We start from the raw sequence: 11,825 nt of genomic DNA on the forward strand, positions 1-11,825 counted from the left end.
TAACTCCTGGATCGTCGCTGGCTGAAGTTCGCAGCCTCAACATGTAAACCGGCGTCGCCACAGGTGGTACACTATTTTCCACTGATCTCAGATACGAGGAGCTTTGTATGCGTGACGTAGTGATTGTTGCTGCCAAAAGGACGGCTGTTGGTGCATTCGGGGGCGGACTGTCCAGTTTGCGAGCAGATGAGCTTGGTACCGCTGTGATCAAGGCCCTGCTTGAAGAAACCGGTATTGCCAGCGACCAGGTTAACGAGGTCTTGCTGGGGCAGGTGCTGACGGCCGGAGTTGGTCAGAACCCTGCAAGGCAATCTGCCATCAACGCAGGTTTGTCCGCCTCAGTGCCTGCCATGACGATTAACAAGGTGTGCGGTTCCGGGCTCAAGGCCGTTCACATGGCCGTTCAGGCGATCCGCTGTGGCGACGCCGAGCTGATTATAGCGGGTGGCCAGGAGAGTATGAGCCAGGCACCCCATGTGCTGCCAAACAGTCGCAACGGCCAGCGCATGGGTAATTGGACCATGATCGACACCATGGTCAATGATGGCCTGTGGGATGCGTTTAATGGCTATCATATGGGCATCACCGCTGAAAATATTGTCGAAAAATACGGCATCAGCCGGGAAGAACAGGACGAGTTTGCCGCTGCTTCCCAGCAAAAGGCGGTTACCGCCCAAAAAGCCGGTTATTTTGACGGTCAGATCGTGCCTGTCAGCGTGCCCCAGCGTAAGGGCGACCCGATAACCGTCAACCAGGATGAAGGCCCTAGGGAGGGCGTGAACGCAGAAGGCCTTGCGAAAATGCGGCCAGCCTTTAAAAAAGACGGCTCGGTGACAGCAGGCAACGCCTCGTCCCTGAATGATGGTGCCGCTGCAGTCATTGTCTGTAGCGCAGAAAAAGCCAAAGAACTCGGACTGACGCCGCTGGCCACTATTCGCGGTTATGCCAACGCAGGCGTTGATCCCGCCATCATGGGCACCGGGCCCATTCCTGCTACCCAGCGCTGCCTCGAACGCGCAGGCTGGTCAGTGGACGATCTTGATCTGATCGAAGCCAACGAGGCGTTCGCCGCCCAGGCCATTTCCGTTAACCGTGATCTGGGCTGGGACACCGCTAAAGTCAATGTGAACGGCGGTGCTATCGCTCTGGGGCACCCTATCGGTGCTTCCGGCTGCCGTATCCTGGTCAGCCTGATTCACGAAATGACCCGTCGCGATGCTCATAAAGGTCTGGCTACGCTGTGCATCGGGGGTGGCATGGGCGTGGCACTGGCGATCGAACGCTGATTCGCGGTGTTTAATGTTGTCCTTTACGAGCCGGAGATACCGCCGAATACCGGTAATATTATCCGGCTCTGCGCCAACACCGGCTGTCGCCTGCACCTGATTGAACCTCTAGGATTTACCCTTGAGGATAAACAGCTCAGGCGGGCAGGCCTGGATTACAGTGAATACGCAACTGTTCAGGTACACCCGGGCTATGAGGCCTTTCTGCAGGCGGAACAACCCCGAAGGCTTTTTGGGCTGACCACCAAAGGCAGTCTGCCGTACCAGGAGGTGGACTATCAGGCTGGCGACTATCTGATGTTCGGCCCGGAAACCCGGGGCCTGCCAGAGGTTATCCGTAATCTTTTGCCGACTGAACGGCGGATCCGCGTGCCCATGCGCCCGGACAGCCGTAGCCTGAATCTATCTAATACCGCAGCGCTGGTGGTCTACGAAGCCTGGCGACAACTGGGTTTCAATGGCGGAGGCTAGCGTACTGATCATCTTATTAGCGGACACAGAAAAGCGAGCTTGCGAGCTCGCTTTTCTGTTTGCATAAATCTGCTGCTCAGTGCGTTTTTTCTTCCTGACTGGCCTCACCTTGGGCTTCGTCCTGCTTACGTTTGACGGCCTGGGCGTAGATAGCGTCGAAGTTGACCGGCGCCAGCATCAGAGCCGGGAAACTACCCTTGCTCACAATGCCATCGATCGCTTCCCTGGCGTAGGGGAACAGGATAGTGGGGCAGTAGGCGCCCAGCATCTGACCCAGTTGTCCGCCTTCAATGCCTTTTAGCATAAAGACACCGGCTTGCTGGATTTCTACAATAAACGCCACTTTCTCATCAATCTTCGATGTTACCGTCAACGAAAGCACGACTTCATACTGATTGTCGCTGACCTTGGTATGCTTGGTGTTCAAGTCCATGTTGACCTGAGGCTTCCACTGGTCCTGAAAAACTAGCGGGGAGTTCGGTGACTCAAAGGACAGATCTTTAATATAGATGCGCTGCAAAGCAAACTGCGGTTGATTTGTTTCTTCGCTGCCTGCTGCCGCCTGCGGGTTCTCAGCCATGTTCAATCCTTTCGTTTTCTTTCGCGGGCCTCAATACGACCCGATTGTAATTGAAGACCGGGCCGTCGCTTGCTCGCCCGACCCGCGTGATGATATGAAACAGTGCGTCAGATTACGCCCTAATACAAGATCAGCCTGCCTGAGCTATTTTTTGACCAGCGGCAGATTATTGCTTTTCCAGTCAGCAATGCCGCCGTTAAGGCGCGTTACATTAGTATAACCCTCTGCATTCAGAACCTTGACCGCGGTAGCAGAATGCTGGCCCATCTTGTCAACAACGATGATCTGCTTGTCCTGGTGTTTCTTGAGTTCGCTTGCGCGTTCTTTCACCGCGCTCAAGGGAATGTGCAGGGAGCCTGTGATACGACCTTCGTTGAATTCCTTTCGTTCCCGAACATCGACCACAATTGCCTTGTCCCGGTTAATCAGGTTAACAGCAGCTTGAGCACTGACTTTCTGCCCTCCACGACGGGTTTCGAGAACGAACAGTGCCGCCAGCAGCGCCACGAATGCTGACACCAGAATGTAGTGATTAACGATAAATTCAAACAACCTGTCCATTAACGCGCCCTGCTGATTTTAATTTGGCGAGATTATACACATCCGGGGGCGGTGACAGAAGGCAAGAGCATTAGCCGGAAACCACCAAAGCGGGTAGAATCGACCCTTTCATTCTTCAGGTAATCCCTGCATCCGCTGCAAGCGGTTACCCACAGCAACCGGATTGAGTGATGACTGACACACGCACACCAACTGCCCTTATTATCCTTGACGGCTGGGGGCACCGCGACCCGGCTGATGACAACGCCATCAGTAATGCCAGCACCCCATTCTGGGACAAGCTCTGGCAGCACCAACCCAAAACCCTGATCAACACCTCCGGCATGTTTGTCGGGCTGCCCCAGGGCCAAATGGGTAATTCCGAAGTCGGCCACATGAATCTGGGTGCTGGTCGGGTGGTGTATCAGAGCCTGACCCGTATTGATAAAGATATTGAAGATGGTACGTTTCCCGACAATAAAGTCCTGTGTGACGCGATCGACAGGGCCATACGTAATGACCGCGCCGTGCATCTGATGGGACTGCTTTCACCCGGCGGCGTCCATTGCCATGAAGACCATATGCTTGCTGCGGCCGGTCTTGCTGCGGCTCGAGGCGCCAAAAAAGTTTATATTCACGCCTTTCTCGATGGTCGGGATATGCCGCCCCGCAGCGCCAGACCTTCCCTCGAAAAAGCCTCCGCAAAGCTGAACTCGCTCGGCGTTGGCCGGGTGGCTTCGATCATAGGCCGCTACTTTGCCATGGACCGCGACAATCGCTGGGACCGCGTTGAAGCGGCCTACAATCTGTTAACTCAGGGTGAAGCAGAGTTCTCTGCAAGCAGTGCCACAGAAGGTCTTGAGCAGGCTTACGAACGTGGTGAAAATGACGAATTCGTGAACGCAACCCGAATCCAGGCGAGCAATGAGCCGGACGCTAACGTAGAGGACGGCGATACCCTTATCTTCATGAACTTCCGCGCTGACCGCGCTCGTGAAATTACGCGAGCATTTGTGCAACCCGACTTTGACGGTTTCGAACGCCGCAAGCAGCCGAAACTCGCGGACTTCGTGATGCTGACGCAGTATGCGGCCGATATCAAAACCTCCTGCGCCTATCCGCCAGAGACCCTCACCAACGGCCTCGGCGAATACATGGCGAACCAGGGCAAAACTCAGTTACGCATTGCCGAAACCGAGAAATACGCCCACGTCACTTTCTTTTTTAATGGCGGACTGGAAACTCCGTTTGAAGGCGAAGATCGCATCCTGGTGCCATCGCCCAACGTTGCCACTTATGACCTGAAACCGGAAATGAGCGCGCCGGAAGTGACCGACAAGCTGGTAGAAGCCATCGGCAGCGGCAAGTATGACCTGGTAATCTGCAACTATGCCAATGGCGACATGGTGGGCCATACCGGCAAACTGGACGCCGCCATCAAAGCTGCTGAGTGCATTGATCAGTGCGTAGAACGTGTCACCAAAGCCCTCGAAGAAGTCGGCGGCCAAGCTCTGATCACTGCGGACCACGGCAACTGTGAACAGATGACCGACCCGAATTCGGGCCAGGTCCACACGGCGCATACCATTGGGCCTGTACCACTGGTTTATGTTGGCCCGCGCCGCATCGGGTTATCGGATGATGGCAGCCTGAGTGATATAGCGCCTACCCTGCTTCAGCTCATGGGCGTTGAACAGCCCAAAGAAATGACCGGGCATAGCCTGGCCAATCTTGACTGAATCAGTCGCCGTGAGGTTCAACTTCAACCAGCGACGCCAGCATTATGCCCGCTGAAGTCCGTGAAAGCGCCGGATACCCCCGGCGCTTTCACGTGATCAGAACCCCGAGAAATGCTCTGGGCCTTATCCTGACAGGCTGGCTGCTGTCCGCAGGCCAACCGCTAATGGCAGAGCAGGAGGTAACACCAGCCCAGGTCGCAGCTCTCAAAGAACAGATCAGTGACATTGATGAATGGCTTAAGGACGCTGAGGAAGATCGCAGTGATCTGGAGCAGGAACTGGTTGCAACCGAACGCTCCATCAATCAGCTAACCCGGGAGCGTCGATCGCTCGAAACCAGAGCCCGCCAGCAAAAAGAAAAACTGGACGAACTCCAGATACAGGCGTCCGAACTGCTATCGACCCTCGACCGGCAGCGGGAAAGCCTGAAAAAACAAATCCGGGCGGCGTGGATGGAAGGCGACGCTCCGGCAGTCAAGGTACTGCTGAACGAAATAGATCCGCAAACCATCGCTCGCACCATGACCTATTATGAATACCTGAGCAGCGATGCCATCCAGCGCCTTGAAGACTTCAACGCCACCCTGAAGAAGCTCAACGCCACCCAAAAGAGCACACGGGCAACTCAGGTAGAACTGACTCAGCTTCAGGCTCAGTTGGCCGAACGCCAATCCCAGCTCACGGATCGCAAGCAGCAGCGCGAGCGGACTTTGACAGCGCTCAAATCCGACATCAGCAGCCGGGAATCTGAGCGGGCATCACTGGAGGCCGATCGCAGCCGTCTAGAAGATCTGTTGCGGGAAGTCGAAGAAGCCATCGCCCGAATTCCATCGCCCAATGAGTCCAAGCCTTTTAAAGCACTGAAGGCGAAACTGCCCTGGCCCGCCCGCGGCAAGGTAAATCACAGGTTTGGTGATAGTCTGGCGCAGGGTAAACTCAAGTACAACGGCATACTGATTACCACCGGCAAAGAATCGGATATTGCAGCCGTGCACTATGGTCGAGTGGTGTTTGCCAATTGGCTAAGAGGGTTTGGACTGATGACCATCGTCGATCACGGGGATGGTTATATGAGCCTGTATGGCCATAGCAGCAGTTTGCTAAAAAGCCCCGGGGATTGGGTTGATGCAGGTGAAGCAATAGCCGTTGCAGGCCGCTCCGGCGGTACTGACGAGGCAAGCGTTTATTTTGAGATTCGCTACAAGGGTAAGCCACAGAACCCGCAAACATGGCTGAAGCGCTGATTCAAAACCGTTTTTGAGAGCTGACAAATGCCTGACGGACCGCCATACTGTCGGGGTGATGCGCCGATACTGGCGCTCGAAAGCACAACCAGTAGACAGGATGCGTAGATGATACGGGCCAGATGTAAGCACCAAACCGTTTTTTTTGCTGCTCTGCTAAGCGCGGCTAGCCTGCTGGCGCTGTCGGGTGCCACCTACGCTCAGGAACTGGACCCGGAGAGCCAGCAAATGCTGGAGGCAATCTCCGAAGGCAGGGAGCTCGAAATACAACTGCCCGACCCGGAAGAACAGTTGCCCCTGGATGATCTTCGGAAATTCACCGAGGTGTTCAGCCGCATCAAAGACGCCTACGTAGAAGAAGTCGACGACCGCACCCTGCTCGAGAACGCGATAAAAGGCATGCTTGGAGGGCTGGACCCTCACTCAACTTACCTCGAACCAAAAGCGTTTGAACAACTGGAAGAAAGCACCAGCGGCGAATTCGGTGGCCTTGGCATCGAAGTCGGCATGGAAGACGGGTTCATCAAAGTGATATCCCCCATCGATGATACCCCGGCCCAGAAAGCTGGGGTACAGGCAGGCGATCTGATCATCAAACTCGGTGACCGGCCAGTCAAGGGCATGTCCCTTGAAGAATCGGTTAACATGATGCGAGGCAAGCCGGGCTCCACCCTGACCCTCACCATCATGCGTGACAACGAAAGTGGCCCGATAGAAATAGATGTGGTTCGGGCCGTCATCAAGGTGACGAGCGTGAAATCGCGACTGATCGAAAGCGGTTATGGCTACATTCGCCTGACCCAGTTTCAGGCCGAAACCGGCCAAGAGTTCAGGGATGCGATCGACAAACTCGAAGCCGAAAACGACGGCACTCTGGACGGACTGGTCATTGACTTGCGCAACAACCCGGGGGGTATTCTGCAAGCCGCGGTTGAAGCCGCCGATGCCCTGATAGATGAAGGCCTGATTGTTTACACCGAGGGTAGAATTCAGAGCTCCCGGCTGCGGTTCAGCGCAAAGCCCGGCGATATGGCTGAAGGTACCCCGATTGTCGTGCTGATTAATGGAGGGTCCGCATCCGCCTCGGAAATTCTGGCAGGTGCATTGCAGGACCATAACCGTGCAGTGGTTATGGGCACGCAGTCCTTCGGCAAGGGTTCAGTGCAGACCGTCATCCCGCTGGACGAAACCCACGCCATCAAAATGACGACTGCACGCTATTATACCCCTGACGGTCGCTCCATCCAGGCCAAAGGCATCAAGCCGGACATCGAAGTCAAGCCCGCGCGTCTGACTGAAGTGGATAACCAGCCTTTCTTTACAGAAGCCGACCTGAGCGGTCACCTGCTGAACGGGGACGAGGACAAGCCTGTCAAAAAACAGGCTGATTCCGAGCAGAACACGGCCACTCCGGCGGCCAGCGATTACCAGCTCAGCTCTGCGATTAACCTGCTGAAAGGCTTACAAATACTTGATAAGAGGAAAGGCGGGACCGACTGAACCCATGCGAACCGCACTAAGAGTTACCCTTTTAATGCTGCTGGCACCACTGGTGTCAGCGCAGTCTTCCGTCAGCTCTTCCCTGGCTACGCCCAACTTCACTGACAGTCAGACCCCGCCCACCATCGCCATCATCATTGATGATATGGGTCACAACCTGAGTCAGGGGCGAAGACTGGTGGAGATGGAGTATCCCATTACCCTGGCTTTTTTACCCTTTCGGCGGCACACCACTGAACTTGCCAAGGCAGCTCATGCCCACCAGAAAGAAATCATGCTGCATGCTCCAATGGCCAACACCCGGAACATCGGCCTTGGCCCAGGCGGGCTCGATGGCTCCATGGATGAACCCGCGACAATTACAACATTAAGGCGCGCCATTCAGTCAATTCCCCATGTTCGCGGTGTCAATAACCATATGGGTAGTTTGCTGACCCAACTGCAGCCGAACATGGACTGGGTAATGACTGAACTATTTCGCTATCCGTTATATTTCGTCGATAGCCGCACGATTGCCACCACCATTGCCGGTGAGACCGCTGCAGCACACCAGGTACCAACCCTGACACGGGACGTGTTTCTGGACCATGAACAGACCGAAGAGTATGTCGACGCACAGTTTCAACTCTTGATAGAAACCGCAAAACGCAATGGCAGCGCTATCGGCATCGGCCATCCCCATAAAGTCACCGTCGACTACCTGATTAAAAAACTGCCGGAGCTGGACGAACAGGGTATTGCGGTGGCCACGGTAAGCGGGATCTGGGCTATCAGGAATAGCAATCGGGAGATGTTTAGCGTAGGCGAGAAGCAGGCCCTGCGGCCTGCCCTGGCGAAGAAAGACTGATTCAATCTCTTATTTCAATGCCTTGCGCTTTCATAAACGCCTTGGCTTCCGGGATCGTAAACTGACCAAAGTGAAATATCGACGCTGCCAGCACGGCATCAGCGCCCCCCACGGTAACCCCGTCCGCCAGGTGTTGGAGCTCACCGACCCCACCTGATGCAATTACGGGCACCGCTACCGCGTCACTGATCGCACGGGTCAGACCCAGATCAAACCCCGAGCGGGTGCCGTCCCGGTCCATGCTGGTCAGCAACAGCTCACCGGCGCCCATCTCCGTCATTTTAAGAGCCCACGCCACGGCGTCGAGGCCGGTCGGCTTGCGGCCACCGTGGGTAAAAATCTCCCAACGCGGAGACTCGCCTGCGCCGCTGACCTGTTTGGCATCGATGGAAACCACAATGCACTGGCTGCCAAAACGATCTGCTGCCTCGCGGACAAAGCCCGGGTTAAACACGGCCGCGGTATTGATGCCAACTTTGTCAGCGCCTGCATTGAGCAAGTTACGGATATCCTCTACGGTGCGAACACCACCCCCGACCGTGAGGGGAATAAAAACCTCACTTGCCATGCGCTCGACGGTTTCGTAGGTGGTGTCGCGGCTTTCGTGGCTGGCGGTAATATCCAGAAAGGTGATTTCGTCGGCACCCTGCTCGTTGTATTTGCGCGCGACTTCCACCGGATCGCCAGCATCCCGGATATCAACAAAGTTAACACCCTTCACAACCCGGCCTTTGTCGACGTCAAGACACGGAATAATACGCTTGGCCAGTGCCATTTCAGTTCCCCATGCCGTTCTGGGTGCTATTCCTGGCACTATTATGGGCGCTATCACCCAGGCTGTCGCACCAGGCCTGGGCCTCGGCAACGTCAAGCGTACCCTCATAGATTGCCCGGCCGGTTATGGCCCCTAGAATGCCCCGGTCGGCCACATCGGCCAACTGCATAAGGTCATCCATATTGGTAACCCCACCGGAGGCGATTACCGGAATACTGCACGCTTCCGCCAGCGCAGCGGTAGCTTCGACATTAACCCCCTGCATCATGCCGTCACGGCTGATATCGGTGTAAACGATGGCAGCCACACCGTCATTGGCAAATCGCTTCGCCAGATCCGTCGCTTTGACCTCCGAAACTTCTGCCCAGCCGTCGGTCGCAACCAGGCCGTCCTTGGCGTCCAGCCCGACAATGATATGGCCCGGAAAACGGCGACACATTTCAGTGACGAATTCAGGCTCTTTCACGGCTTTGGTGCCAATAATGACCCACTGGACACCTGCCTGCAGGTAGGCCTCAATGGTTTCAGCAGAACGAATGCCTCCACCGATCTGGATTGGCAGGTCCGGATATTTGCGCGCAATCGCCTGGACGATCTCGCCGTTTACGGGCTCGCCTGCGAATGCGCCATTCAAATCAACCAGGTGCAGGCGGCGTGCACCGGCATCAACCCAGCGAGTGGCGACGTCGACGGGGTCATCAGAGAAGACGGTCGAGTCTTCCATCCGGCCCTGGCGCAAGCGAACGCATTTGCCGTCTTTCAGATCAATGGCGGGAATAATAAGCATGGGGTATATCCGTTATCAGTGTGTCAGTCTGGTTTCAGCGCGAGTGACAGGCCCAATCGACTAGGCGCCCGTCCACCGAACAAAATTCTTCAGCAACTGCAGGCCCGCCCGATGGCTTTTCTCAGGGTGGAACTGCACCGCAAAAATGTTGTCGCGAGCAACAGCGGCGGCGAGGTCAACGCCATAATGAGTACGCCCGGTCATGTCCGGATTCCCTTCCGCCTCGGCGTAATAGCTATGCACAAAATAGAATCGATCCCCATCGGGAATGTTATGCCAGACCGGATGATCAGTGGTTTGATAGACCTCATTCCAGCCCATGTGCGGCACCTTGAGGCGAGTTTCACCCTCTTTCAGGTCATGACCGAAAAACCGCACTTCCGAGGGAAACAGGTTAATGCAATCTACCCAGCCGTTTTCTTCACTCCGGGACATTATAGCCTGCATGCCGACGCAGATCCCCAGCAAGGGGCGGTCTGCTGAGACTTCACGCACGAGGTCATCGACGCCCAGCCGCAGAATTTCCGCCATGCAATCGCGGATCGCACCGACGCCAGGCAGGATGACCCGGTCTGCCTCCCGGATATGGTCAGGGTCGGACGTTACCAATACACGGGTATCTGGCGCCACGAGCTCCACGGCTTTGCTGACGGAATGGAGGTTACCCATTCCGTAATCAATAATGGCGAGGGTTTTCATGTCAGGAAAACTCCGAAACGGTTAAAGCGAGCCTTTGGTAGAAGCAATAACTCCAGCCATGCGCTCATCCGGCTCGATCGCCATGCGAAGAGCGCGCCCGAACGCCTTGAACACCGTCTCAATCTGATGGTGAGTGTTCTTGCCCTTCAGGTTGTCGATATGCAGCGTCACCATGGAGTGATTCACAAAGCCATGGAAGAACTCGCCAAACAGGTCGACGTCAAAGCCACCCACGGACCCACGAGTATATGGTACATCCATGGTCAGGCCAGGCCGGCCTGATAAATCAATAACAACCCGTGACAACGCTTCATCCAACGGCACATAGGCGTGCCCATAACGGCGAATGCCTTTCTTGTCGCCAACCGCCTGCTTGAAGGCCTGACCCAGGGTAATGCCAATGTCTTCCACGGTGTGGTGATCATCGATGTGCAGATCACCCTTGGCAACGATATCCAGATCCACCAGGCCATGACGGGCGATCTGGTCCATCATGTGATCAAGAAAATGTACACCGGTCTCGAATCGGGACTGGCCCGTGCCGTCCAGATTGATTTCAACAGTGATTTGGGTTTCCAGGGTATTACGTTCTACCCGAGCCTTACGTTCGGCCATGGGGTCTCCAGGTCATTGAGCGGCTAAAGCCGGTAACTGATGGACAGAGATTATACCTGTTCTGTTTGCAGGCGTCCTGCTTCAATCCCGGCGTATCGGAGCTCTACCGACCGGATTGTCAAAACGCTTTTTTAAGATTCGCCATGTAGGTATCCACAAGACTGTTGAACTCGTGCTTGATCACCGGGCTGATGGCCAGTTTCAGCAGGCCTGGCAACGGCAGAGTCAGCTCCGCTAAAGTCTGGAACTTGGCTCGCGTCGTCCCTGTGTCTTTGCCGGTGAGGGTCCAGGAGCCTTTCACCACCCCGTTGCCCTCACCTTTTACCGGGGTCCAGTTAATTTTCCCCGCGTCTTTGTCGGCCACATATTTACAGGCGTATACCGACTGGAGGGAATGCTTGTCGACACCGACCTTTTCCATTTCCCAGCGATAAACGCCATCACCCAGGTCAATCAACTGGTTGACCTTCGGGAAGTGGCTGGCTGACCTCGGCACATCAGCCAGTAATGCAAATACGTCTTCAAAAGAGCCGGGGATCTCGATATCGCGATTCAGTTCAATGGATACGGTAATAGCCACGAAGGACTCCTATCTTATTATTGGTCTGCCCTGACGGACACTCTGGTTACCCGACTGGCACGACCAGCCGAATGGGCCTGCACCCTTTGACGTTGAATAGCGTATTCTCCCCTAACACTACCGTATTGTCATATGGCATGGCCTTTAAATTTGCCTTGTCTA

The 11,825-nt window shown here is 55.4% G+C and carries 13 protein-coding genes; 6 read left to right on the forward strand and 7 right to left on the reverse strand.

Going from position 1 to position 11,825, the window contains the following annotated elements:
- Nucleotides 1-107: 107 nt before the first annotated feature.
- Both WEB64_RS15440 and trmL read left to right on the forward strand, forming a co-directional pair.
- Nucleotides 108-1,286: an acetyl-CoA C-acetyltransferase gene (locus WEB64_RS15440; RefSeq protein WP_368060662.1), complete on the forward strand. Its 1,179-nt coding sequence runs from the start codon at nucleotides 108-110 to the stop codon at nucleotides 1,284-1,286.
- 6 nt (nucleotides 1,287-1,292) lie between these two features.
- The gene (gene trmL / locus WEB64_RS15445; RefSeq protein ID WP_368060660.1) at nucleotides 1,293-1,757 is read left to right on the forward strand and encodes a tRNA (uridine(34)/cytosine(34)/5-carboxymethylaminomethyluridine(34)-2'-O)-methyltransferase TrmL; all 465 of its coding nucleotides are present in this window, start codon (nucleotides 1,293-1,295) and stop codon (nucleotides 1,755-1,757) included.
- A gap of 76 nt (nucleotides 1,758-1,833) precedes the next feature.
- Here trmL and secB read toward each other — a convergent pair whose 3' ends face one another.
- Both secB and WEB64_RS15455 read right to left on the reverse strand, forming a co-directional pair.
- Nucleotides 1,834-2,337: a protein-export chaperone SecB gene (gene secB / locus WEB64_RS15450; protein WP_368060658.1), complete on the reverse strand. Its 504-nt coding sequence runs from the start codon at nucleotides 2,335-2,337 to the stop codon at nucleotides 1,834-1,836.
- Between the two features lie 144 nt (nucleotides 2,338-2,481).
- Nucleotides 2,482-2,898, reverse strand: coding sequence for a rhodanese-like domain-containing protein (locus tag WEB64_RS15455; RefSeq protein ID WP_368060656.1), 417 nt, complete (start codon nucleotides 2,896-2,898; stop codon nucleotides 2,482-2,484).
- A gap of 170 nt (nucleotides 2,899-3,068) precedes the next feature.
- On the opposite strand from WEB64_RS15455, the gene gpmM reads away from it, so the two are divergent.
- The 4 genes from gpmM to WEB64_RS15475 all read left to right on the forward strand — a co-directional run bounded on the left by gpmM (nucleotide 3,069) and on the right by WEB64_RS15475 (nucleotide 8,207).
- A complete protein-coding gene (gpmM, locus tag WEB64_RS15460; RefSeq protein ID WP_368060654.1) occupies nucleotides 3,069-4,616 on the forward strand; it encodes a 2,3-bisphosphoglycerate-independent phosphoglycerate mutase in 1,548 nt (515 codons plus the stop codon).
- A gap of 44 nt (nucleotides 4,617-4,660) precedes the next feature.
- On the forward strand, nucleotides 4,661-5,860 hold the full coding sequence (locus tag WEB64_RS15465; protein WP_368065677.1) for a murein hydrolase activator EnvC: 1,200 nt from the start codon (nucleotides 4,661-4,663) through the stop codon (nucleotides 5,858-5,860).
- 228 nt (nucleotides 5,861-6,088) lie between these two features.
- Complete coding sequence (locus tag WEB64_RS15470) at nucleotides 6,089-7,360, forward strand: S41 family peptidase (RefSeq protein ID WP_368060828.1); 1,272 nt, start codon at nucleotides 6,089-6,091, stop codon at nucleotides 7,358-7,360.
- A 4-nt stretch (nucleotides 7,361-7,364) separates the two neighbouring features.
- Complete coding sequence (locus tag WEB64_RS15475) at nucleotides 7,365-8,207, forward strand: divergent polysaccharide deacetylase family protein (protein WP_368060650.1); 843 nt, start codon at nucleotides 7,365-7,367, stop codon at nucleotides 8,205-8,207.
- Nucleotide 8,208: 1 nt separating this feature from the next.
- Here the strand turns inward: WEB64_RS15475 and hisF are convergent, their stop codons facing one another.
- The 5 genes from hisF to WEB64_RS15500 all read right to left on the reverse strand — a co-directional run bounded on the left by hisF (nucleotide 8,209) and on the right by WEB64_RS15500 (nucleotide 11,663).
- A complete protein-coding gene (hisF, locus tag WEB64_RS15480; protein ID WP_368060648.1) occupies nucleotides 8,209-8,982 on the reverse strand; it encodes an imidazole glycerol phosphate synthase subunit HisF in 774 nt (257 codons plus the stop codon).
- Between the two features lies 1 nt (nucleotide 8,983).
- The gene (gene hisA, locus WEB64_RS15485) at nucleotides 8,984-9,769 is read right to left on the reverse strand and encodes a 1-(5-phosphoribosyl)-5-[(5-phosphoribosylamino)methylideneamino]imidazole-4-carboxamide isomerase (protein WP_368060646.1); all 786 of its coding nucleotides are present in this window, start codon (nucleotides 9,767-9,769) and stop codon (nucleotides 8,984-8,986) included.
- A 60-nt stretch (nucleotides 9,770-9,829) separates the two neighbouring features.
- Nucleotides 9,830-10,468 (reverse strand): imidazole glycerol phosphate synthase subunit HisH, encoded by a 639-nt coding sequence (gene hisH / locus WEB64_RS15490; RefSeq protein ID WP_368060644.1) that lies wholly within the window; start codon nucleotides 10,466-10,468, stop codon nucleotides 9,830-9,832.
- Nucleotides 10,469-10,489: 21 nt separating this feature from the next.
- The gene (gene hisB, locus WEB64_RS15495) at nucleotides 10,490-11,083 is read right to left on the reverse strand and encodes an imidazoleglycerol-phosphate dehydratase HisB (protein WP_368060642.1); all 594 of its coding nucleotides are present in this window, start codon (nucleotides 11,081-11,083) and stop codon (nucleotides 10,490-10,492) included.
- Nucleotides 11,084-11,201: 118 nt separating this feature from the next.
- Nucleotides 11,202-11,663, reverse strand: coding sequence for an SRPBCC family protein (locus tag WEB64_RS15500; RefSeq protein ID WP_368060640.1), 462 nt, complete (start codon nucleotides 11,661-11,663; stop codon nucleotides 11,202-11,204).
- Nucleotides 11,664-11,825: the final 162 nt, after the last annotated feature.

It is taken from the genome of Marinobacter sp. (assembly GCF_040882185.1).
Classification (GTDB): domain Bacteria; phylum Pseudomonadota; class Gammaproteobacteria; order Pseudomonadales; family Oleiphilaceae; genus Marinobacter.